Genomic DNA, 21402 nt, shown 5'->3' with positions numbered 1-21402 from the left:
AAGGGACCGATTATGCCGACCGGGAAAGGCATCTACGACGACGACGCCGCCGACGAGCGCGACAAGCGCAAGGCGCAGCGCACAGGGCCGAAGGACGAGGGCGGCGACGGCGGCATGGCGACCCGTGAGAACGCCCCGGATGTCGCGGAATCCGGCGGGGAGCCTACGGCCTGATCACTCGGCGTCGCGGCCCTGCCTGCTGCGCTTGTACGCAAAACGTCGGAAGTCGCCGAGCCAGCGCGGGGCCAACTCGACCTCGGGATCGCTGTGCAGGGCCGGGTCGAACGCGATGTCGTCACAGCTCGGGTCGACGTGGCGAAGGGTCAACCGGGCCAGCGGGCGGAACCCGCCTTTGACCGGCGCCTGGTCGATGTTGAACGTCAGCCCGGTCGCGTCGATCTGTTTTTCGACGGCGTCGAGTGAGAGCCCCCGCGCGTCGACCCGGGTGGCCAGCCGGGCGCGCACCCACCACAGAGCGTCGTGATACCGCAGCGGCATCAGGCTGGAGAAGGTCGCCCCGGACCACGACAGGACGGGGGCTAGGCCGACGCGCGTCCCGGAGAGCGTCGACGCCAACAGCACGTCCCACGGGCCACAAGCCCGCAGATCGGGCGGCGGCGGAATCCGGAATGCCAGACCGGCGACGTCAGGAGTGGCCCCGGGCAGGCCGACACCCTTGGAGACGCGTGCAATGACGTCGCAGGAGTTCATCGGAAGCCCCTCGTCATCGGGTGCGACGCGTTCGAGGATCCCCTCGGCCATCACCCCTGAGGGATGAAACAGCCGCCGGTCCCGAAAGGCGGCGCCGAAGCGGATGGGAAGCGAGGCGATATCGGAGGCTTGCACGGTAGAGGTGTGCCCCCGCGGCGTCGCAGCGAAACGAGCACCCACGTTTTAACACCCCCGATATCGGGCATTAATTCCGGGCAATGCTGCATTGCGCAGCAGAGGAACCTGTCGAAAGGCCGTTGTGACAACCGCATACACCGACGTCCGTGGGCCCCTGGTCGCGGATGAGGGCGTCTACGCGCCGCAGGAAGATTCGCAGCTGCTCATCGAGGTAATGGACGAAATGGCGCTGGCACGCGGCCGGCACGTGGTCGACTTGTGTACCGGAAGCGGCGTCGTCGCAATCGGGGCCGCTGAACAGGGTGCCGCATCGGTGACCGCCTTCGACATCTGCCAGCGCGCGGTGCGATGTGCGCGGGCAAACGCGGTCGCCTCCGGAGTCGACGTCGATGTGCACCTCGGATCATGGGCGCGGGCAGTCGAATTCGGACCGTTCGACCTGGTCGTCTGCAATCCGCCGTATGTACCGCATGATCCGAGCGCCGAATGCGAGCCCCTCCCGGCGTACGTGGGCCCCCCTCGGGCGTGGGACGCCGGATGCGACGGCCGGCTCGTGCTCGACCCGTTGTGCGCGACGGTGCCCGATCTTCTCGACCACGGAGGCAGCCTGCTGCTCGTGCAGTCGGAGTTCGCTGATCCGCGACAGACGCTCGGCGCACTCGCTTGCGCCGGTCTCGACGCGGAAATCGTTGCTCGACAATGGATCCCGTTCGGTCCGGTGCTGTCGTCGCGGGCATTGTGGCTCGAGGAGTGCAGCCGCCTGGAACCGGGCCGCCGCGAAGAGGAACTGCTGGTTATCCGGGCGGACAAACCATGAGCGATGGCGAACCCCGCACCGTGAGGGTGGTGCCCAACGGCCCGCTGATGGTGCAGGGACCGGTGCGCATCGAGATGCCCGACGGGCAAGTCGTGGAATCGGACCGGTTCATGGTCGCGGTGTGCACTTGCCGGCGCAGCAAGGACTATCCGTTGTGCGACACCAGTCACCGGCGTCGCAAGCGCGCCGACGCGTCCGCTAAGCGTGACGCGCCCGCCGACAAAGTCACGTCAGCTCAGCGGCCGGCGTAGCGACGAGCGGTTCTCGGTCCAGCAGTTCATCAGGTGCGTGGCCAGGCGGCCCTCGACCACGTCCAGCGCCCGCATGCCGAACACGACGTCGCGGTCCAGATGCGGCTCCTTAGCGACGAGGTCGCCGACGACGTCGGTCCGGACCACCTGCTCGTGGACGGCATCGGCCACCACGTGCTCGTGGTAGAACGCCACGCAGGCGTCGGGAGCGCCCATGCGGCGCAACGCTTCCACCAGCCGCCGCGAGCCGGGCGACGACGTGATCTCCGTCGACGCGAAATGCCCGATCGACGCGCCGCGCAGTTCGCGGTGCAACCCGAACAACGACATCAGGTTCACCGACGCCAGTGCGTCGGCGGAGACGTGGTCGAGGTAGCCGAGGTACGACGAGTCGAGGCCCGCCGCATCCAGCAACTGCGCGTACAGGTGCTGGTGCACGTGTTCGCCACGGCCACCGCCGAACTCGTCGAACTCGACCGCGACGAACGCCGCCTTGGAGTGTCCGGCAAGGCGAGGGATGGTCCACGCATGCGGGTCACCCTCTTTGAGGTGATACACCGAGCGGTGCACGAAGTATTCGAGCATCTGCTCCCAAGTGCCCTTGTCGCGCAGGAAGTATGAGGGGCCCTCGCCGTCGACCGGGTCGATCGACAGCTTGTCCATCTCGGCTTCCGCGGTCTCGCATTCGGCGATCTCGCCGACGTCCTGGCGCACCGCGTCCAGGAACGCCTCCTCGAACCGGCCCCGCAGGTGCAGCAGCGCGGGGTTCCACTCCCAGCGCGGGCTCACGTCGGCGAAGCCGCGGTAGTGCAGCTCGTAGCAGATGTAGAGCGCGAGCTGCAGGTCGAGGCCGTACGGGTCGGCGTCGAACATCGGCACGTCGATCGGACGCAGCGGCAACGACGGACGGCCGCGCTGCAGGAGCTCGAGGACGGCTGCAGACAGCGGCCCGGCGGCCTTCGGCAGGGCAGGTTCGACTCGCGTCGACGGTAAAGTCACGCTCTCATCCATACCCGCATAGGCACCGGTCAAACGCATGTTCGGTAGTGAGTCGCCCGGCTCACAGCGAATCCGAAGCCGGCACTTTCGCAGTCGGGGTGGCGGGATTCGAACCCACGACCTCTTCGTCCCGAACGAAGCGCGCTACCAAGCTGCGCCACACCCCGCGTGAAGCCACGACAGCGTATCGCACCAGCGGGTCGCCAAGCCAAACGCCTTCGGGCGACGGCGTTGAGGAACCCACCCGCGCGAAAGTCGTGATTTGCGACACGCCGCGGGAAGCAACGAGTTGTCGGTGGCGTTGTCCATCATGAAAGCAATCGACGAAGCGAGGACAAGATGACTGGCTTAGGCGCATCCATCTACCTGGGTTTCTTCGTTCTCGCCGCGGTGTGGCTGTTCCTCACCTCCGACGGCCCGCTGATCGGCGGTGACGACGATCAGGGCCAGCGCCCCGAGCGTTCGAACTCGGCCAACACTGACGCGAACTCCGAGGGGTCCAACCCCTGGCTGGTCAGCCACTCGTCGCAGAAGTAGGTCTCCGCGTAGCGGTCGCCGCTGTCGGCGAGCAGTGTCACCACTGATCCGCTGCGACCCTCGCTCCTCATCTCGGCCAGCAGGCCGAACGCCCCCCACAGGTTCGTCCCGGTCGACGGCCCCACGCGCCGGCCCAGCACCGCGCTGGCATGCCGAGCCGCGGCGATCGACGCGGCGTCCGGTACGACCATCATCCGGTCGACGACGCCAGGCAGAAACGACGGCTCCACCCGCGGTCGGCCGATCCCTTCGATGCGCGACGACATACCGGTGACGACGTCACCGCGATCCTGCGCGTAGGAGGGGAAGAAGGCCGAGTTCTCCGGGTCGACCACGCAGAGTCGGGTGGCATAGCGGCGATAGCGGATGTAGCGGCCGATGGTGGCGCTCGTCCCGCCGGTGCCCGCGCCCACCACGATCCAGTCGGGCACCGGGTGCGCTTCGTCGCGCATCTGCTCGAAGATCGACTCGGCGATGTTGTTGTTGCCGCGCCAGTCGGTGGCCCGCTCGGCGTTTGTGAACTGATCGATGTAGTGCCCGCCGGTGGCTTCGGCGAGCCGTTCGGCCTCGGCGTACACCTGACTGGACTCGGCGACGAAATGGCAATGGCCGCCCTGAGATTCGATCAGCGCGATCTTGCTGGTGCTCGTCGACGACGGCATCACGGCGATGAACGGCAGGCCGAGCAGCGCCGCGAAGTACGCCTCGGACACCGCCGTCGACCCCGACGACGCCTCGATGATCGTGGTGTTCTCGTCGACCCACCCGTTGCACAGCGCGTAGAGGAACAGCGACCGCGCCAGCCGGTGCTTGAGGCTGCCGGTGATGTGGGTCGTCTCGTCCTTCAGGTACAGCTGCAGATCGCAGCCGTCACACCAGGCCGACGGCAACGGATAGCGCAACAGGTGGGTGTCTGCGCTGCGGCGTGCGTCGGCCTCGATCAACCGGACGGCGTCGTCGACCCACGCGCGTGGGCTACTCCGGCTTGCGGTCAGGGCCTTGTCGGTCACCGCACCGAGACGCTCGGATGGGACGTGCCCGCCCGAGTGTCCGCGTCCTGACCGCCGATCGGCGCCGCGACCAGTGTCAGCAGCGTGGCCTCGGGACGGCAGCAGAACCGCAGCGGGGCGTACGGCGAGGTGCCGATGCCCGCCGAGACGTGCAGTTGGGTGTGCGCACCCCAGCGCGACGGGCCCTTGACCCGCGAACGGTCCAGACCGCAGTTCGTGACGAGGGCGCCGTAAAACGGAAGGCACAACTGGCCGCCGTGGGTGTGGCCCGCCATCACCAACTGATAGCCGTCGGCCGCGAACCGGTCGAGGACCCGTGGCTCCGGCGAATGGGTCAGCCCGAGCGTGAGGTTCGCGGCGGGACTGGCCGGGCCGGCGACGGTCTCATAGCGATCCCGCGACAGATGCGGGTCGTCGACGCCTGCGGCCGCGATCAGCTGACCGCGCACCTCCAACTCGCGTCGGGTGTGCGTCAGATCCAGCCAGCCTCGTTCGGTGAACGCCGCCCGCAGGTCCTGCCACGGCAGCGGTTCGCCGTGGACGCGATGGCCGGGCCGGGTGATGTAGTTGAGCGGGTTCTTCGGAGTCGGCCCGAAATAGTCGTTGCTGCCGAACACGAACAGGCCCGGGACCGACAGCAACTCCGACAGTGACTGCACCACAGCGGGCACGGCCTTGGGGTGGGCGAGGTTGTCGCCGGTGTTGATCACGAGATCGGGTTCCAAGGCGACCAGTTCGCGCAGCCAGGCCTGCTTGCGCCGCTGGCCGGGACGCATGTGAATGTCGCTGATGTGCAGCACCTTCAACGGTGAGGATCCGGGAGCCAGCACCGGCATCGTCACTTCTCGCACCACGAAGGCGTTGCGCTCGATCACCGCTGCGTAGCCGATGCCGGCGACCAGCGCGCCTGCGGACGCCGCGGCGGAGTTCTTCAGGATCGTCGTCGAACGGGCGGACATGCTGCAGAGCCTACTGCCAGTGGCCCCGACGAAGCGCTCTCGACCGCGCGGGCGTGGGCAACTGCACATCGATCACGGTGGAGGCGGTGGCGCAGGCGGAGGGGGCCCGAGCACCGGCACGGTGATCGGCGGCAGTCCGGGAATCTCGACCACCGTCTGGCCGACCGGCGCCGGGAGACCGGGTATCGCGCCAGGCGGCGGCGGTGGCGGGGCCGGCGGAATGCCGTTGGAGACCTGGATCGTGATGATCGACCCCGGCACCGTCTGACCGCCCGGCGTCGTGCCGACCACGGAGCCCCGTGGCGCATTGCTGTTCACCGAGGACGCCTGGTCGGCGACCTGGAAGCCCGAGTCGCGCAAACGCTGGCGCGCAGCGCTCTCGGTCAGGCCGGAAACGCTGGGTACCCGCGAACCGGGGCCGCCCTCGACGTAGCGCGGATCGGTCGGGGGCAGCCGGACCTCGCCGAAGTTGTTGGCGATCGGCTTCATCGCGGCGAACCACGTCCTGGCCGGTTCGTTACCGCCGTACAAATTGCCGTACCCGCACTTGCGCAGCGGGAACGAGCACAGTTCACCGGGTGCGGTGGAGTCGTCGTAGATGTAGTTCCCGGCGGCAAGGGTGTTGGTGAAGCCGAGGAAGGCCGACGAGCGGTGGGCCTCGGTGGTGCCGGTCTTGCCCGACATCGGCAGGTCCCATCCGACCGAACCGGCCGCCGCCGCGGCGGTGCCCGCACCTTCGTCGTCCTTGCTCATGGCGTTGGCCAGCGTGTTCGCCAGGCCCTCGGGCACCGCCTGCTCGCAGGTCTCTGTAGTGACCGAGACCTCCTCCCCGTTCCGGTCGATGACCTGGGCGATCGGGTTCGGCGGGCACCACACGCCGCCGGAGGCCAGCGTCGCGCCGACGTTGGAGAACTCGAGCGCGTTGATCTCGATCGGTCCCAACACGAACGAGCCCAGGTTCTGCCGTTTGATGAAGTCGGCCAGGCTCTCGTTGCTGTCGGGGTCGTAGTCGCGGGCGGTGCCCGGCAGCGCGTAGGAGCGCAGTCCCAACCGAACCGCCATGTCGACACTGCGCTGCACACCGACCTGCGAGATCAGCTTGGCGAAGGCCGTGTTGGGCGAGGTGGCCAACGCGTCGGTGATGTTCATGGTGCCGCGGTAACCGCCCGCGTTCTTCACACACCACGTCGCGGCCGGGCAGCCCGGGGTGTCGCTGCTGCCCAGGCCCTTGGCCTGGAACTGCGCGGGCACGTCGAGTTGGGCGTTGATGCCCATCCCCATCTCCAAGGCCGCGGCGGTGGTGAACAGCTTGAACGTCGAACCGGCCCCGTCACCCACCAGGGAGAACGGCTGCGGCTGCATGGTCTCGCCAGCGTCGAGGTTGAGCCCGTAGGTGCGGCTGCTGGCCATCGCCAGCACCGGATGCGATTCCTTGCCGGGCTTGATCACGCTCATCACGCTGGCCACACCGTCGAGGTCAGGGGCGGCGAACTGGTTGACCGCCGCCTTCACAGGCCCCTGGACGTCGGGGTCGAGGGTGGTCCTGATCAGGTATCCGCCCCTGGCGACCTGTTCCTTGCTGATGCCTGCGCGCGCCAGGTATTCGAGCGCGTAGTCGCAGAAGAACGCGCGGTCGCCGGCGGCGATACAGCCCCGCGGCAGTTCCTTGGGCTGCGGGAGGACACCCAGCGGCTCCTCCTTGGCGGCCCGCAACGCCTCTGCTTCCTCGGGGATGTTCTGGATCATGGTGTCCAGCACCAGGTTTCGTCGTGCCAGCGCACCCTCGGGGTTGGTGTAGGGGTTCAGCGTGCTGGTCGACTGGACCATGCCCGCCAGCAGAGCGGCCTGCTGCCAATTCAACTCCGACGCGTTGACCCCGAAGTACGTCTGCGCGGCGTCCTGCACACCGAAGGCGCCGTTGCCGAACGACACCAGGTTCAGATAGCGGGTCAGGATCTCGGGTTTGGTGAACGTCTTGTCCAACGTCAGCGCCATCCGGATCTCGCGCAGCTTGCGGGCCGGGGTGGTCTCGATGGCGGCGCGCTTCTCGGCGTCGGTCTGGGCGATCACCAGCAGTTGGTAGTTCTTGACGTACTGCTGCTCGATCGTCGAGCCGCCACGGGTGTCCAGATTGCCGGACAGGTAGCCGGACAGGCCGGTGAGCGTGCCCTGCCAGTCGACGCCGTTGTGTTCGGCGAACCGCTTGTCCTCGATCGAGACGATCGCCAGCTTCATCGTGTTGGCGATCTGGTCGGTAGGCACCTCGAAGCGGCGCTGGTTGTAGAGCCAGGCGATCACGTTGCCCTTGGCGTCGACCATCGTCGACACCTGCGGCACCTCACCCTCGACGAGTTGGGCCGAACCGTTGGCAACCACGTCGGAGGCCCGGTTGGACACCAGGCCGAAGCCACCCACGACCGGAAACATCAACGCCGCGGTGACCACGCTGGCCAGCAGAACGCACCAGGCAAGCTTGATCACCGTCACCGTCCGCGGAGGCGGGGTCGGCGGTGGACTGTCCGGCATGACCTACAGACTAACGACCTCGCAAAACGTCGGCTCGCCGCGGGCGATCCCAGGACTGTGAAAACGCGACGACCGGCGTGGACGTCAATTCTGCCGTCTGACGGCACGGTCGTCCCAAAAAAGTGGAGGCGTACGTATTGCGCAAGACGGCTTTGACCATCTAATTTGGTCGGACAGTGCGATACAGGTCACACTGACCCCTCGCAATGTGGCGTAGATCGCATGAGCGCTCTACTACCAGGGATCGCGCCGTACCGGTGTTGACCGGGGGGCGGTTGGAACGGAGGGAACTCTGGTGTCAGCTACGAGACCCGCGGCGCGCAGGACCGCGATGACGTCGTCGGCTCACAGTGTCGTCCACGGTGCCGAGGCCGAAGCCCGCATCGCTTGGGTGTCGCAAGCCCGATGCCGCCAGACCGATCCTGATGAGCTGTTCGTCCGGGGGGCCGCACAGCGCAAAGCCGCAGTGATCTGCCGGCACTGTCCGGTGATCCTCGAGTGCGGCGCCGACGCACTCGACAACCGGGTGGAGTTCGGAGTCTGGGGTGGAATGACCGAGCGGCAGCGCCGCGCTCTGCTCAAGCAGCATCCCGAGGTCGTCTCATGGGCGGAGTTCTTCAACGCCCAGCGCAAGCACCGCAACGCGGTCTAGGCCGCCCCGCGTCTTTCGTCGCTAGGCGGCGGTCTCGCCGGTGATCTGATCGGCAATCGCCCGCAGCGCCTCCAGGTCCGAGACGTCGAACGGCAGCGAAGGCACGCCCACGATCGACACGTGCGGATTGGCCCCGGTGAAGCGCGACAGCAGCCGGATCTCACGCTTGGCGGTCATGGCACGGTCGGCGTGGATCCGCAGCACCGCTGCCGTCACCGACTCCGGATCGCTCTTCTCGATCGTCTCGGCGGCTTCCTCGGCCTTCTCGGCGTGCAGATCGCACAGCATCGGGTGGGTCCGGTTGAGGATCAAACCGGCCAGCGGCATGTGCTCCTCGGAAAGCCGGTCGACAAAGAACGACGCCTCGCGAAGGGCGTCCGGTTCGGCGGCCGAGACCACCACGAACTGCGTCCCGCGCCGCTTGAGCAATTCATAGGTGCGGTCGGCCTTCTCGCGGAAGCCGCCGAACGTCGAGTCCAGGGACTGGACGAAAGCCGCTGCGTCCGAGAGCATTTGCGATCCCAGAACTGTGGACAGTGCCTTCATCGCCAGCCCCATCGCGCCCGTGACCAACCGACCGATACCCCGCCCGGGCCCCAGCAGCAGCTTCCACAGCCTGCTGTCCATGAAGCCGCCCAACCGCTTTGGCGCGTCGAGGAAGTCCAACGCGTTGCGTGAGGGTGGGGTGTCGACGACGACCAGGTCCCACCGGTCCTCGGCCAGGAGCTGACCGAGTTTCTCCATGGCCATGTACTCCTGAGTGCCCGCCAGCGAGGTGGCCACCGTCTGATAGAACTGGTTGTCCAGAATCTCTTGTGCCCGTTGGGTCCCCGAGTATTGGATGACCATCTCGTCAAACGTTCGGCGCATGTCGAGCATCATCGCGTGCAGTTCACCCGACACCTCGGGGGCCAACGGAACCCGCTGCGGAGTGTTGCCGAGCGTCTTGATGCCCAGCGCCTGGGCGAGCCGCTTGGCCGGGTCGATGGTCAGTACCACGACGGTCCTGCCGTACTCCGCCGCGCGCAGCGCCATCGCCGCCGCGGTGGTGGTCTTCCCGACGCCTCCGGCGCCGCAGCACACCACGACGCGGTTCGACGTGTCCTTGAGAATCGAGCCCAAGTCGAGGGCCGGTGGAGTCGCACTCATCAATTCCGACCCTTCTTCGCGCGAGCATTCATCAGCGCACCCCTTGGCGTTCGAGTTCTTCGGCGAGTTCGTACAGGCTGCCCAGATCGACACCGTCGACGATCTGCGGCAGCTGCAGGCGCGCCACGTCCAGCGCGTCGAGTTGCTCCGCGCTTTCGGCGCGCGCCTGGATCCGGGTCGCATGCTGGATCGCCTCGGTCAACAGGCCGGCGAAATCGGAGTCCGACAACGTGATTCCGGCTTCGGCGAGGCCGGCTCGCACGGTGTCGGCGTCGATGTCACCTTCGGCCGCCTTGGTCAACGCATCGGCGGGCAAGTAGGCGGGAATGTCGCGGTTGACGATGACGCTGCCGATGGGCAGGCCGAGCTCCTTGAGCTCATCGATCGCCTCCAGCGTCTCCTGAATGGGCAGCGCCTCCAGCAACGTGACCAGATGGATGGCGGTCATGTCGGAGTGAAGCACCTTGACCACGCTTTCGGCCTGCCCGTGCACCGGGCCGCCCTTGGCCAGATCCGATACCGCCTTGGTGACGTCGAGGAACCGCGCGATGCGACCCGTCGGCGGGGAGTCGACCACGACCGCGTCGTAGACGGGCTGTTTGCCCTTCTCGGCGCGGGTCACGATCTCGCGGATCTTGCCGGTCAGCAGCACATCGCGCAGACCCGGTGCGATCGTGGTCGCGAATTCGACGGCCCCGATCCGGCGCATCGCGCGCCCCGCCAGACCCAGGTTGTAGAACATGTCGAGGTACTCCAGGAACGCGGCCTCGGTGTCGATGGCCAGCGCGTTGACCTGACCGCCGCCTTCGGCGGTCGCGATCTTGACCTCCTGGTAGGGCAGCGGCGGCACGTCGAACAACTGCGCAATGCCTTGGCGCCCTTCGACTTCCACCAACAGCACCTTGCGGCCGCCCGCCGCCAGCGCCAACGCCAGCGATGCGGCGATCGTGGATTTACCGGTGCCACCCTTGCCGGTGACGAAGTGCAGTCGAGCCTTGCTCAGCCGAGAGGGCCAGCCGACGGATCTACCGCCATTGGTAGTGGAAGCCACCCGTGCATGCTAGCCAACGCGGTTCCATGCTCCGCAGGTCCGCGGCCGCATAGCGGTCACCGATAAGCTCGGGCGCATGACCGAATCGACCCGTTGGGAATACGCCACCGTCCCGCTCCTGACCCACGCCACCAAGCAAATCCTCGATCAGTGGGGTGAGGACGGCTGGGAGTTGGTGTCTGTGCTGCCGGGCCCCACGGGTGAACAGCACGTCGCTTACCTCAAGCGTCCCAAATGACACCGTCCGCGCGGCTGGCGGAGCTGGGCATCGAGTTGCCTCCATCGGTCGCGCCGTTGGCGGCCTACGTGCCTGCGGTGCGCACCGGCAACCTCGTCTACACCGCGGGCCAGCTGCCGATTCGCGACGGCGAACTGGTGCGCACGGGCAAGGTCGGCGGCGGGGTCACCCCCGAGCAAGCCTATGAGCTGGCCCGGGTGTGCGCCCTCAACGCGCTGGCCGCGGTGCATTCGCTGGTCGGCATCGATGCGGTGACCCGCGTGGTCAAGGTGGTCGGGTTCGTCGCCTCCGCGCCGGGATTTCACGGTCAGCCCGGTGTGATCAACGGCGCGTCGGAACTGTTCGGGGAGGTGTTCGGGGAGGCAGGCGCGCATGCCCGCTCCGCGGTCGGGGTGTCCGAGCTGCCGAGGGACGCCCCGGTCGAGGTCGAAGTGATCGTGGAGGTCGCGTGACGCCGGAGCATCCGGCGTACGGACGGCTGCGTCCGGTCACCGACACTGCCTCGGTGCTGCTGTGCGACAACCCCGGCTTGTTGACGCTGGACGGCACCAACACATGGGTGTTGCGCGGCCCCGGCAGCGACGAGATGGTCGTCGTCGACCCCGGGCCCGATGACGACGAGCACATCGGGCGGATCGCGGAGCTGGGAACGATTCCGTTGGTCCTGATCAGCCACAAACACGAGGACCACACCGGTGCCATCGACAAAATCGTCGACCGCACGGGTGCGGTGGTGCGCTCCGTGGGCAGCGGATTCCTGCGAGGCCTCGGTGGCCCGCTCACCGACGGCGAGGTCATCGAAGCCGCGGGCCTGCGCATCACCGTCATGGCCACCCCGGGCCACACCGTCGACTCGGTGTGCTTCCTGCTCGATGATGCAGTGCTGACGGCCGACACGGTGCTGGGCCGCGGGACGACCGTCATCGACAAGGAGGACGGCGGCCTCGCCGACTATCTGGAGTCACTGCAGCGGCTACGGGGCCTCGGACCGCGCATCGTGTTGCCTGGGCACGGGCCCGATCTGGAGAACCTCGAAGCCGTGACCGACATGTACCTGGCGCACCGCGAGGAGCGGCTCGACCAGGTGCGCGCGGCGTTGCGGGTGCTCGGCGACGACGCCACCGTGCGACAGGTCGTCGAGCACGTCTATACCGACGTCGACGAGAAGCTATGGGACGTAGCGGAATGGAGCGTCCAAGCGCAGCTCGACCATCTGCGCGCCTGAGTGATTTGTGCACATTGAGGAGCGCTCACCGCTCCTCAATGTGCACAAATCGCTATCGAGCTCGGCGGGCCAGCCGTTCCGAGTCGGAGATCAGAACGCTCTTGCCCTCCAGGCGAATCCAACCGCGATGGGCGAAATCGGCGAGCGCCTTGTTGACGGTCTCGCGCGAGGCGCCGACGAGTTGGGCGATCTCCTCCTGGGTGAGGTCGTGGGTGACCCGCAGCGCGCCGCCCTCCTGGGTGCCGAACCGCTGCGCCAGCTGAAGCAGCTGCTTGGCCACCCGGCCGGGAACGTCGGTGAAGATCAAATCGGCGAGGTTGTTGTTGGTGCGGCGCAACCGGCGGGCGAGCACGCGCAGCAGCTGCTCGGCGATCTCGGGGCGGTCAGCGATCCACGCCCGAAGCGCGTCGCGGTCCATCGACACCGCGCGAACCTCGGTGATGGTGGTCGCGCTCGACGTCCGCGGACCGGGGTCGAAGATCGAGAGTTCACCGAACATGTCCGACGGGCCCATGATCGTGAGCAGGTTCTCGCGGCCGTCCGGCGAGCGGCGTCCGATCTTGACCTTGCCGGAAATGATGATGTAGAGCCGATCGCCGGGCTCACCTTCGGCGAACACGGTGTGTCCACGGGGGAAGTCGACTGGCTGCAATTGCTTGGTCAGCGCGGTGACGGCGCTGGGTTCGACCCCCTGGAAGATTCCGGCCCGCGCCAGGATCTCGTCCACGTTGCCCCTCTTAAGCTGTTAGGTGAAGCCGACCTCTATCGGTAAGCGAGATAAGTCTAGAGGTACCCGATTTCGTGACCAGCCCACGCTACACACGATCGGCATGTCGGGTCTGCTGAAATTCCGGATTCATCCCGTGCTGGGGATATGGCCGTACCGGCAGATCCGCGTCCCGAAAATGCGCCGCTGGCCCGCTGGTGAACGCGTGCGCGACGTGTTGACGATGGCGCATACCGTCCAGTGCGCGGCTCATTCCGTCCCGCGCCAGCGTGTCGACATCCAACGGCTCGGCTTGTTCGAAGAAGTGCGCCACATCGGTGGCTGAGACCGTGTCCCGGTGCAGGCCCGCCTCCAGGCGTTGCAGCCCGAGCGTCGCAGCCATCAGCAACCCCGGAATCAGGCCAACGAGCAACCACGACACAAGGCAGAAGTAAACACGCCGAAAGTCTCAGCGGGATCACGAAACGTCACCGGTCCGCAGTAGGTCGGCAGTGCGGTTCGCGGTGGCTTTGTCGGGGCGTCTCAGTACGCTGGCATGCGTGACCGTAAGCGAGGCGTCGGCAAAGAAGGCGGGTAGGCCCAAGCGCGCCCGGAATCGGGACGGCGAGACGCGGATTGGTCTCGTCCGTCGTGCGCGGCGAATGAATCGCACGCTGGCGCAGGCATTTCCGCACGTGTACTGCGAGCTGGACTTCACCAACCCGCTCGAGCTCACCGTTGCGACGATCCTGTCGGCCCAAAGCACCGACAAGCGGGTCAACCTGACGACACCCGCGCTGTTCAAGAAATATCGCACCGCCCTGGACTACGCGCAGGCCGACCGCACCGAGCTCGAAGAGCTCATCCGCCCCACCGGGTTCTACCGCAACAAGGCCAACTCGCTCATGCGGCTCGGCCAGGAACTCGTCGAGCGGTTCGACGGCGAGGTACCGGCCACCATCGAGGAGCTGGTCAGCCTGCCGGGGGTCGGCCGCAAGACCGCCAACGTCATCCTCGGCAACGCGTTCGGCGTCCCCGGCATCACGGTCGACACCCATTTCGGCAGGCTCGTGCGCCGCTGGGGGTGGACCACCGAAGAGGATCCGGTCAAGGTCGAGCACGCGGTCGGTGAACTCATCGAGCGCAGTGAGTGGACCGACCTCAGCCATCGGGTGATCTTTCACGGCCGGCGCGTCTGCCACGCACGCAAGCCGGCGTGTGGGGTCTGCGTGCTGGCCAACGACTGCCCCTCCTTCGGCACCGGGCCGACTGATCCGCTGACCGCCGCACCGCTGGTCAAAGGACCCGAAACCGAGCATCTGCTGGCCATGGCCGGCCTGTAACCGACACGGCCCCGAACGACTGTGAGTACCTCGACCCGTTGGACCGTCGTGGTGCTCGTGGTCCTCGTGGCGCTCGGGTGGGCGCTGTGGTCGCAGTTGGACCGCGACACCGACTCCACCGGGGCACCGTCGCAGCACAGCGCGCGAGACCGCCGCGCTGCCGATACCGCCGAAGCGCTGGCAGGCCCGCGTGCCGAGGCCGACCTGCTGCCGTGCCCCGCGCCGGGAGCCGGTGCCGGACCCGAGGCACTGCGCGGAATCACGCTCGAGTGCGCGGGCGACGGGGCGATGGTCGACGTGGCCAAGGCGCTGGCCGGCCGCGTCGTCGTGCTCAACCTGTGGGCGTACTGGTGTGGGCCGTGCGCCGACGAACTCCCCGCGATGGCCGAATACCAGCGGCGCATGGGGTCGGCCGTGACCGTGTTGACCGTGCACCAGGACGAGAACGAGACGGCGGCGCTGCTGCGGCTGGCCGAACTAGGCGTGCGACTGCCCACCTTGCAGGACGGCAGGCGGTTGATCGCCGCCGCGCTACGGGTGCCCAACGTCATGCCCGCAACCGTGGTGTTGCGTGCGGACGGTAGCGTTGCTGACGTCCTACCGCGCTCTTTCACCAGCGCCGATGAGATCGCCGCAGCGGTGGGGCCGCAGGTCGGCGCGAGGACGGGAGAGCCGGGGTGAGCTGGGTCAGCGAGGGTAGCGGTCTGACGCCCGACGCCGCCGCGGCCTGGCTCAAACCGTTGCTGGACAACGCAGGCGACATCAAGCGGGCCTACCGCAGGCGGGTGCCACCCGAGCTGCTCGCGATGGTCACCAGCGAAGGGAAACCGGCGCAGGCCGACGCGCGCGAGGCCGCGGTGCTGGTGTTGTTCTCCGGACCCGCCGACTCCCCGACCGGCGCCATGCCCGACGAGGCCGACCTTCTGGTCACGGTGCGCGCGGGCACCCTGCGCCATCACGCAGGTCAGGCGGCGTTTCCCGGTGGCGCCGTCGAGCCCGGCGACCACAGCCCGGTGCAGACGGCGCTGCGCGAGGCCAACGAGGAGACCGGGATCGACGGCCAGCGGTTACATCCGCTCACCACGATGGAGCGGTTGTTCATACCTCCGTCGGGGTTCCACGTCGTACCGGTGCTGGCCTACTCGCCGGACCCGGGGCCGGTGGGTGTAGTCGACGAGGCCGAGACCGCGCATGTCGCCCGGGTTCCGGTGCGCGCGTTCATCAACCCCGAGAACCGAATCATGGTGTACCGCAAAGCCAACACGCGGCGCTACGCGGGTCCGGCGTTCCTGCTCAATGAGATGCTGGTGTGGGGTTTCACCGGTCAGGTGATCTCGGCGATGCTCGACGTCGCCGGATGGGCAAAGCCGTGGAATACCGAAGACGTGCGCGAACTGGAGGACGCAATGGCGCTCGTCGGCCGCGGCGCCGGTTACGGTGATGCACAACCATGACATCGTCACAGTGGGTGGACCTCATTGTCCTCGGCATCGCCTTCGTGGCGGGCATTTCGGGCTGGCGCTCGGGCGCCCTGGGCTCGATGCTGTCGTTTCTCGGGGTGGTTCTGGGCGCCGTCGCCGGGGTGCTGTTGGCGCCCCATCTCGTCGCCAACATCGACGGGCCGCGCACCAAGCTGTTTGTGACGCTGTTCTTGATCCTGGCCTTGGTCGTCGTGGGCGAGATCGCCGGTGTCGTGCTCGGCCGGGCGGTGCGCAGCGCCATCCGCAACCGCTCGCTACGGACGGTCGACTCGCTGATCGGGGTGGCAATACAAACCTTGGCGGTCCTGGTGGCCGCGTGGATGCTGACGTACCCGCTGCAGTCGTCGGACCAGCCGAACCTCGCCGCAGCCGTTCGCGGCTCGCAGGTGCTCAAGGAAGTCAACGACCTGGCGCCTGCGTGGCTGCGCGAGGTACCGAAGCGGCTCTCGGCATTGCTGGACACCTCCGGCTTGCCCGACGTTCTGCAACCGTTCGGGCGCACCCCGATCGTCGCCGTCGACGCGCCCGACGCCGCTCTGGCCGCCGACCCGGTAGTGGCGTCGGCCCGGCCCAGTGTCGTCAAGATCCGCGGGGTCGCCCCGGGCTGCCAGAAGGTCCTCGAAGGAACCGGTTTCGTCGCCGCCAGCAATCGCGTGATCTCGAACGCGCACGTGGTCGCCGGATCGGAGAGCGTCACCGTCGAGGCCGACGGGCAGACCTACGACGCGTTCGTCGTGTCCTACGACCCGCAGGCCGACATCTCGATCCTCGACGTGCCGGACCTGCCGTCGGCGCCTCTGTCGTTCGCCGACACGGCGGCAACCACCGGCACCGACGCCGTGGTGATGGGGTATCCCGGCGGTGGAAACTTCGTCGCCACGCCGGCGCGCGTCCGCGAGATCATCGAGCTGAGCGGTCCCGACATTTATCGCACCACCACTGTCGAGCGCGAGGTTTATACCATCAGAGGCACTGTGCGCCAAGGTAATTCGGGTGGCCCGATGATCGACAGGGAGGGCCGGGTGCTGGGCGTGGTGTTCGGTGCCGCGGTCGACGACGCCGACACCGGCTTCGTACTCACCGCCAACGAGGTGTCGCAGCAACTGGCCAAGCTGGGCAACAGCGAACGGGTGCCCACCGGCGCCTGCGTCGCCTAGCCGTAGACCTGCCCCACGAAGCGGGACAGCTGGTCGTTCACCCTGTCCGGTGCCTCCTCGTGACCGAAATGCCCTGCGCCGTCGATCGATACGTACCTGCCGTGCGGTGCGTAACGCTGCGTCCGGTACACCGGATCGGCGAGTACATACGGGTCGGCAACACCCCGCATGTGCAGCACCGGAACGTTGATCGGTCGGTTCATCTCGCGTATGAAGCGCCTGCCCTCCCCCCGTAGTTGGCTGCGCACCGCCCACCGCTGGTACTCGAGGGCCGAGTGCGCGGCGCCGGGGATCTGAATGGCGCGGCGCATGTGCGCGACGGTCTCGGAGAAGTCTTCGGTGGCAAGCCATCTGTCGCCCGCGCGGCTGCGCACCAGGCGTTCGAGTTCCGCACCGTCGTTGCGGGTCAATGCCCGCTCGGGCCACATCGGCACCTGGTAGCGCAGCATCCACGGCAGCAGCGCGCGGCCCTGGTCGCGATGGCGCAGCGCGGAAGCGCGCAGCGCCGCCGGATGCGGTGAGCTGACCACGGCGATCGCGCGGACGGCGCGCGGGTGCAGCACGGCGGTGGCCCAGCACACCAGGCCGCCGTCGGCATGCCCGACCAGCGTCGCGCTCTTGTGGCCCAGCGCGCGCACCAGTCCTGCGGTGTCGCCGGCCAGCGTCCAGCCGTCGTAGCCTCGCGGGGGTTTGTCGCTGGCACCGTAACCGCGCAGGTCGACGGCGACCACGCGGGCACCGGACAAGCCGCCCAGTTGGTGGCGCCAGGACCACCAGAACGACCCGAACCCGTGCAGCAGGATCACCAGCGGCCGCTCGGCGCCCGCAGCCGCATCACCTTCGGCTTCGACCACATGGAAGCGAATTCCGTTGGCGTGCACCTCCAGATGCCGCCACGGTCCGTCGATGCGGACGACCGACGGGGCGGGTGGGGGCACTTACCAGCCTGACGGGTCGGCCGTCGACGCCGGCTTTCCGTCGCCCGAGGCGATCTCCTTGGTCCTGTCGTGGCCCGGCGTCAGCGCCTCGGGGATCTCCTTGACCGATTCGATCGTCTTCTGCGGGCCGCGGATGCGGCGCACCTTGAGATAACCGAGGAAAGCGAAGATGGCGGTGACGACGACCATCAGGCCGAACACGATGAGGTACGCCGCCCACTTGACCAGCCACAGGTCGAGCAGCTCACCGAGGAAGAAGAAGAAAAAGAACGTCGAGTAGAACAGCACGACCAGCGCGAGGATGAAGAAGACGCTGCCGGTCAGACCCTTCTTGACGTCGCGTGTGATCTCGGCCTTGGCCAGCTCGACCTCGGCGCGCACCAGCGTGGACACCTGTGCGGTCGCGTCCTTGACGAGGTCACCGATCGACGGGTCGGCCTTGGGTGCGTGCGGGTCGACCAGCGGTATCGACGTGACGGTGGTCGGCGCGCCATTCCTGCGATCGCTCACGACGGTTCCTCCCGCATAGGCCGGATCGCCGGATCTCCCGGCGTTGGTGCCACTGCCGGCGCCGCCGGCGATGGTGTCGGTCGCGACTCATGTTGCCATGTGGCGTGCGCTCAAACGATCCCGGCCGACGATAGACTGGCCAGATCAGTGGCAGGGCAGGTCGGGGCGCGTCGATAGGGGAAACGTTCACGTGAGGACCAGCGGCCTCGGGCTGTGCCGTCTCGCCACGACCATCGTCGTCGCAGCAGCGGCACTCCTCTCGATGTCCGCCGCAGTGCACGCTCAGGGGCTGGTCTCGTTGGGTGGCGGCTCGGGCCTTGTCGTCAACGGCGAGACGCTGTGCACGCTCACCGCGATCGGCAACGACAACCGGGGACGACTGGTGGGCTTCACCTCCGCGCACTGCGGCGGGCCCGGGGCCAAAGTCAGTGCCGAAGGCGTTGACGCCGCCGGGGTGGTGGGCACGATGGTCGCGGGCAACGACGCCCTGGACTACGCGGTCATCGAGTTCGATCCACAGAAGGTGCGCCCGGTCAACAACGTCGACGGGTTCCAGATCGACGGCCTGGGCCCCGATCCGGTAGCCGGTGACATCGCCTGCAAACTCGGCCGCACGACCGGCTACTCTTGCGGCGTCACGTGGGGCCCGGGCGAGGAGCCGGGCACCATCGTCAACCAGGTGTGCGGTCAGCCCGGCGATTCGGGCGCGCCTGTCACCGTCAACAACCGGCTGGTCGGCATGATCCACGGCGCCTTCTCCGAGGCCCTGCCGACGTGCGTCATCAAGTACATCCCGCTGCACACCCCCGCGGTGACCATGTCGTTCAACACGCAGTTGGCCGACATCACGGCTAAGAACCGGCCGGGCACAGGTTTCGTCCCCGTCGGCGCCGCCGCCTGAGCCGACCCGCGTCCGGACCGCCTACTTGTTGGCCCGGATCGCCTCGAACACGCTGGGATCCACCAGAGTTGAGGTGTCGCCGAGTTCGCGCCCCTCGGCGACGTCACGCAGCAGCCGCCGCATGATCTTGCCGCTGCGGGTCTTCGGCAGCTCGGGCACGACGTGGATCTCCCTGGGCCGGGCGATCTTTCCGATCTCCTTGGCCACCTGCTCGCGAAGCTCGGTGGTGATCTCGTCGTCTTCGACGTGTTTGGCATGCGATTCGAGGATGACGAATGCGCAGATGCCTTGGCCGGTGGTGTCGTCGTTGGCGCCGACGACCGCGGCCTCGGCGACACCGGAATGGCCGACCAACGCCGACTCCACCTCGGTGGTCGAGATGCGGTGGCCGGACACGTTCATCACGTCGTCGATGCGGCCGAGCAGCCAGATGGAGCCATCCGAGTCGACGCGGGCGCCGTCACCGGCGAAGTACCACCCTTGCTTCTCATAGCGGGACCAGTAGGTGTCCTTGTATCGTTCCGGATCGCCCCAGATGCCCCGCAGCATCGCCGGCCACGGCTGATCCAAGACGAGATAGCCGGTGACGTGCTCGGCTTCGTCGGCGCCGGGCACGAGCTCCTTGCCTTCCTCGTCGACGATCTTGGCCGAGATACCGGGCAGCGGCTGCATCGCCGAGCCGGGCTTGGCTTCGGTGACACCGGGCAGCGGGGAGATCATGATAGCTCCCGTCTCGGTCTGCCACCAGGTGTCGACGACCGGAGTCCGCTTGCCGCCGAACGCATCCCGATACCACCGCCACGCCTCGGGGTTGATCGGCTCACCGACCGACCCGAGTAGGCGCAGGCTGGAAAGGTCATGGGCGTCGGGGATCTCGCGCCCCCACTTCATGAACATCCGGATCAGTGTCGGCGCGGTGTAATAGATTGTGACACCGTATTTTTCGATGACCTCGAAGTGCCGGTGCTCGTTCGGCGAATTCGGTGTGCCCTCGTAGACGACCTGGGTGCACCCGTTCGACAGCGGGCCGTACACGATGTAGGTGTGGCCGGTGACCCATCCGATATCGGCGGTGCACCAGTACACGTCGGTCTCGGGCTTGATGTCGAAGACGTAGTAGTGCGAATACGACGACTGGACCAGGAAGCCGCCGGAGGTGTGCATGATGCCCTTGGGCTTGCCGGTGGTTCCCGAGGTGTACAGCAGGAACAACGGATGTTCGGAGTCGAACGCTTCCGGCGTGTGTTCGGGTGAGGCGTTGTCGACGGTCTCGTGCCACCACAGATCGCGGCCCTCGGTCCACGGGATGTCAATCCCGGTGCGGCGCACCACGAGAACGTGCTCGATCGACTTTTGTCCCTCGCACGCCTCGTCGACGGATTCCTTGAGCGACACCGCCTGCCCACGCCGGTACTGACCGTCGCTGGTGATCACGATCTTGGCTTGGGCATCCTCGATGCGCGCCTTGAGCGCCGAGGCGGAGAAGCCGGCGAACACCACCGAATGCAGCACCCCGAGCCGGGCGCAGGCCAGCATCGCCACGATGGCCTCGGGAATCATCGGCATGTAGATGGCGGCGCGGTCGCCGGCGGCCAGGCCGAGGTCGGTCAGCGCGTTGGCCGCCTTCGACACCTCCGCGAGCAGCTCGGAGTAGGTGATGTCGCGGCTGTCGCCGGGCTCACCCTCCCAGTGGATGGCGACCCGGTCCCCGTTACCGGCCTCGACATGGCGGTCCACGCAGTTGTAGGCGACGTTGAGCTTTCCGCCGACGAACCACTTGGCGACCGGGGCCTCCGACCAATCGAGCACCTCGTCGAACGGTGTCTCCCAATCAAGCCGGTTGGCCTGCTCCGCCCAGAACGCCAACCGGTCCTTTTCGGCCTGGCGGTAAAGCTCCTCGGTCGCGTTCGCCTGCTCGGCAAACTCCGGAGACGGGGGATAGACGGAAGGACCGTGAGCGTGCTGCGCCGATGACTCTGCCATATCTGTGAGGGTAGTCACCTTGCCGCGCTCATACATTGGCATGCCACAGTCCGCTCCGCCGAGTGTGTTTGCAGCGGTGAGCGTCGTGGCTTACGGGGTCAGCGGTCGGCTAGCGTGTGC

General features: G+C 67.5%; 24 protein-coding genes and 1 tRNA gene. 12 read left to right on the top strand and 13 right to left on the bottom strand.

Translation table 11 applies throughout. The annotated features are described in order from the left end of the window. The first annotated feature begins 12 nt into the window (after positions 1-12). A complete protein-coding gene (locus tag AAHH99_RS02210; RefSeq protein WP_418767199.1) occupies positions 13-174 on the top strand; it encodes a hypothetical protein in 162 nt (53 codons plus the stop codon). Here AAHH99_RS02210 and AAHH99_RS02205 read toward each other — a convergent pair whose 3' ends face one another. Further along, positions 175-846, bottom strand: coding sequence for a phosphodiesterase (locus AAHH99_RS02205; protein ID WP_418767198.1), 672 nt, complete (start codon positions 844-846; stop codon positions 175-177). Between the two features lie 124 nt (positions 847-970). Here AAHH99_RS02205 and AAHH99_RS02200 point away from each other — a divergent pair, with 124 nt between their 5' ends. Beyond that, a complete protein-coding gene (locus AAHH99_RS02200; RefSeq protein WP_418767197.1) occupies positions 971-1666 on the top strand; it encodes a HemK2/MTQ2 family protein methyltransferase in 696 nt (231 codons plus the stop codon). After that, positions 1663-1917 (top strand): CDGSH iron-sulfur domain-containing protein, encoded by a 255-nt coding sequence (locus AAHH99_RS02195; RefSeq protein WP_418767196.1) that lies wholly within the window; start codon positions 1663-1665, stop codon positions 1915-1917. The genes AAHH99_RS02200 and AAHH99_RS02195 overlap by 4 nt, the downstream gene beginning before the upstream one ends. On the opposite strand, the gene AAHH99_RS02190 is transcribed toward AAHH99_RS02195, so the two are convergent. The 5 genes from AAHH99_RS02190 to ponA2 form a co-directional block, all read right to left on the bottom strand. Further along, positions 1897-2916 carry an iron-containing redox enzyme family protein gene (locus tag AAHH99_RS02190; RefSeq protein ID WP_418767195.1) on the bottom strand — a complete coding sequence of 340 codons (1020 nt, stop codon included), beginning with the start codon at positions 2914-2916 and terminating at the stop codon, positions 1897-1899. The two genes, AAHH99_RS02195 and AAHH99_RS02190, sit on opposite strands and share 21 nt — an antisense overlap. Before the next feature lie 93 nt (positions 2917-3009). Then, positions 3010-3083 (bottom strand) — tRNA-Pro (locus AAHH99_RS02185). Between the two features lie 273 nt (positions 3084-3356). Then, positions 3357-4463, bottom strand: coding sequence for a PLP-dependent cysteine synthase family protein (locus tag AAHH99_RS02180; RefSeq protein ID WP_418767194.1), 1107 nt, complete (start codon positions 4461-4463; stop codon positions 3357-3359). Next, positions 4460-5422, bottom strand: coding sequence for a metallophosphoesterase (locus tag AAHH99_RS02175; protein ID WP_418767193.1), 963 nt, complete (start codon positions 5420-5422; stop codon positions 4460-4462). The genes AAHH99_RS02180 and AAHH99_RS02175 overlap by 4 nt, the downstream gene beginning before the upstream one ends. A 72-nt stretch (positions 5423-5494) precedes the next feature. Further along, positions 5495-7948, bottom strand: coding sequence for a transglycosylase/D,D-transpeptidase PonA2 (ponA2, locus tag AAHH99_RS02170; protein ID WP_418767192.1), 2454 nt, complete (start codon positions 7946-7948; stop codon positions 5495-5497). Positions 7949-8243: 295 nt separating this feature from the next. On the opposite strand from ponA2, the gene AAHH99_RS02165 reads away from it, so the two are divergent. Beyond that, positions 8244-8600 carry a WhiB family transcriptional regulator gene (locus AAHH99_RS02165; RefSeq protein WP_064399335.1) on the top strand — a complete coding sequence of 119 codons (357 nt, stop codon included), beginning with the start codon at positions 8244-8246 and terminating at the stop codon, positions 8598-8600. A 21-nt stretch (positions 8601-8621) separates the two neighbouring features. Here AAHH99_RS02165 and AAHH99_RS02160 read toward each other — a convergent pair whose 3' ends face one another. Both AAHH99_RS02160 and AAHH99_RS02155 read right to left on the bottom strand, forming a co-directional pair. Further along, the gene (locus AAHH99_RS02160) at positions 8622-9749 is read right to left on the bottom strand and encodes an ArsA family ATPase (protein ID WP_418767191.1); all 1128 of its coding nucleotides are present in this window, start codon (positions 9747-9749) and stop codon (positions 8622-8624) included. A 31-nt stretch (positions 9750-9780) separates the two neighbouring features. Further along, positions 9781-10800: an ArsA family ATPase gene (locus tag AAHH99_RS02155; RefSeq protein ID WP_418767190.1), complete on the bottom strand. Its 1020-nt coding sequence runs from the start codon at positions 10798-10800 to the stop codon at positions 9781-9783. A 76-nt stretch (positions 10801-10876) separates the two neighbouring features. Here AAHH99_RS02155 and AAHH99_RS02150 point away from each other — a divergent pair, with 76 nt between their 5' ends. From AAHH99_RS02150 to AAHH99_RS02140, 3 genes are read left to right on the top strand one after another with little or no spacing between them, the layout of a single operon-like run. Then, on the top strand, positions 10877-11038 hold the full coding sequence (locus tag AAHH99_RS02150) for a DUF4177 domain-containing protein (RefSeq protein ID WP_094288127.1): 162 nt from the start codon (positions 10877-10879) through the stop codon (positions 11036-11038). After that, complete coding sequence (locus AAHH99_RS02145) at positions 11035-11490, top strand: RidA family protein (RefSeq protein ID WP_418767189.1); 456 nt, start codon at positions 11035-11037, stop codon at positions 11488-11490. The genes AAHH99_RS02150 and AAHH99_RS02145 overlap by 4 nt, the downstream gene beginning before the upstream one ends. Further along, positions 11487-12263, top strand: coding sequence for an MBL fold metallo-hydrolase (locus AAHH99_RS02140; RefSeq protein ID WP_418767188.1), 777 nt, complete (start codon positions 11487-11489; stop codon positions 12261-12263). Before AAHH99_RS02145 ends, AAHH99_RS02140 begins: the two co-directional genes overlap by 4 nt. A 52-nt stretch (positions 12264-12315) precedes the next feature. Here AAHH99_RS02140 and crp read toward each other — a convergent pair whose 3' ends face one another. Both crp and AAHH99_RS02130 read right to left on the bottom strand, forming a co-directional pair. Further along, positions 12316-12990, bottom strand: coding sequence for a cAMP-activated global transcriptional regulator CRP (gene crp / locus AAHH99_RS02135; RefSeq protein WP_064347819.1), 675 nt, complete (start codon positions 12988-12990; stop codon positions 12316-12318). A gap of 88 nt (positions 12991-13078) precedes the next feature. After that, entirely contained in the window at positions 13079-13372 is a 294-nt protein-coding gene (locus AAHH99_RS02130) for a hypothetical protein (RefSeq protein WP_418767187.1), read from the bottom strand. 259 nt (positions 13373-13631) lie between these two features. On the opposite strand from AAHH99_RS02130, the gene nth reads away from it, so the two are divergent. Genes nth through marP form a run of 4 tightly spaced genes read left to right on the top strand, consistent with a single transcriptional unit; the run spans position 13632 to position 16950 of the window. Beyond that, on the top strand, positions 13632-14312 hold the full coding sequence (nth, locus tag AAHH99_RS02125) for an endonuclease III (RefSeq protein WP_418767572.1): 681 nt from the start codon (positions 13632-13634) through the stop codon (positions 14310-14312). 21 nt (positions 14313-14333) lie between these two features. Then, on the top strand, positions 14334-14993 hold the full coding sequence (locus AAHH99_RS02120; RefSeq protein ID WP_418767186.1) for a TlpA family protein disulfide reductase: 660 nt from the start codon (positions 14334-14336) through the stop codon (positions 14991-14993). Beyond that, complete coding sequence (locus tag AAHH99_RS02115; RefSeq protein ID WP_418767185.1) at positions 14990-15766, top strand: NUDIX hydrolase; 777 nt, start codon at positions 14990-14992, stop codon at positions 15764-15766. The genes AAHH99_RS02120 and AAHH99_RS02115 overlap by 4 nt, the downstream gene beginning before the upstream one ends. Further along, a complete protein-coding gene (gene marP / locus AAHH99_RS02110; RefSeq protein WP_418767184.1) occupies positions 15763-16950 on the top strand; it encodes an acid resistance serine protease MarP in 1188 nt (395 codons plus the stop codon). The genes AAHH99_RS02115 and marP overlap by 4 nt, the downstream gene beginning before the upstream one ends. Here the strand turns inward: marP and AAHH99_RS02105 are convergent. Together AAHH99_RS02105 and AAHH99_RS02100 are read right to left on the bottom strand one after the other, a co-directional pair. After that, entirely contained in the window at positions 16947-17888 is a 942-nt protein-coding gene (locus tag AAHH99_RS02105) for an alpha/beta fold hydrolase (RefSeq protein WP_418767183.1), read from the bottom strand. The two genes, marP and AAHH99_RS02105, sit on opposite strands and share 4 nt — an antisense overlap. Further along, positions 17889-18398, bottom strand: a complete 510-nt coding sequence (locus AAHH99_RS02100) for a phage holin family protein (protein WP_064347828.1) — start codon at positions 18396-18398, stop codon at positions 17889-17891. A 262-nt stretch (positions 18399-18660) separates the two neighbouring features. Between AAHH99_RS02100 and AAHH99_RS02095 the strand changes: the two genes are divergently transcribed. After that, the gene (locus AAHH99_RS02095; RefSeq protein WP_066847230.1) at positions 18661-19299 is read left to right on the top strand and encodes a peptidase; all 639 of its coding nucleotides are present in this window, start codon (positions 18661-18663) and stop codon (positions 19297-19299) included. Positions 19300-19320: 21 nt separating this feature from the next. Here AAHH99_RS02095 and acs read toward each other — a convergent pair whose 3' ends face one another. Further along, a complete protein-coding gene (gene acs / locus AAHH99_RS02090; RefSeq protein WP_418767182.1) occupies positions 19321-21282 on the bottom strand; it encodes an acetate--CoA ligase in 1962 nt (653 codons plus the stop codon). Between the last annotated feature and the right edge of the window lie 120 nt (positions 21283-21402).

The sequence above is a fragment of the Mycobacterium neumannii genome (assembly GCF_048452905.1).
GTDB classification, from domain to species: Bacteria; Actinomycetota; Actinomycetes; order Mycobacteriales; family Mycobacteriaceae; genus Mycobacterium; species Mycobacterium neumannii_B.
Note: the sequence above shows the minus strand (reverse complement) of the source record. Positions and strands in the feature narration are given on the sequence as shown.

Excerpts from the sequence above, each read along its gene's own strand:
- AAHH99_RS02210 (WP_418767199.1), top strand. The coding sequence starts at position 13 with ATGCCGACCGGGAAAGGCATCTACGACGACGACGCCGCCGACGAGCGC.
- AAHH99_RS02195 (WP_418767196.1), top strand. The coding sequence starts at position 1,663 with ATGAGCGATGGCGAACCCCGCACCGTGAGGGTGGTGCCCAACGGCCCG.
- AAHH99_RS02175 (WP_418767193.1), bottom strand. The coding sequence starts at position 5,422 with ATGTCCGCCCGTTCGACGACGATCCTGAAGAACTCCGCCGCGGCGTCC.
- ponA2 (WP_418767192.1), bottom strand. The coding sequence starts at position 7,948 with ATGCCGGACAGTCCACCGCCGACCCCGCCTCCGCGGACGGTGACGGTG.
- AAHH99_RS02160 (WP_418767191.1), bottom strand. The coding sequence starts at position 9,749 with ATGAGTGCGACTCCACCGGCCCTCGACTTGGGCTCGATTCTCAAGGAC.
- AAHH99_RS02150 (WP_094288127.1), top strand. The coding sequence starts at position 10,877 with ATGACCGAATCGACCCGTTGGGAATACGCCACCGTCCCGCTCCTGACC.
- AAHH99_RS02145 (WP_418767189.1), top strand. The coding sequence starts at position 11,035 with ATGACACCGTCCGCGCGGCTGGCGGAGCTGGGCATCGAGTTGCCTCCA.
- AAHH99_RS02130 (WP_418767187.1), bottom strand. The coding sequence starts at position 13,372 with ATGGCTGCGACGCTCGGGCTGCAACGCCTGGAGGCGGGCCTGCACCGG.
- nth (WP_418767572.1), top strand. The coding sequence starts at position 13,632 with ATGAATCGCACGCTGGCGCAGGCATTTCCGCACGTGTACTGCGAGCTG.
- marP (WP_418767184.1), top strand. The coding sequence starts at position 15,763 with ATGACATCGTCACAGTGGGTGGACCTCATTGTCCTCGGCATCGCCTTC.
- AAHH99_RS02095 (WP_066847230.1), top strand. The coding sequence starts at position 18,661 with ATGTCCGCCGCAGTGCACGCTCAGGGGCTGGTCTCGTTGGGTGGCGGC.
- acs (WP_418767182.1), bottom strand. The coding sequence starts at position 21,282 with ATGGCAGAGTCATCGGCGCAGCACGCTCACGGTCCTTCCGTCTATCCC.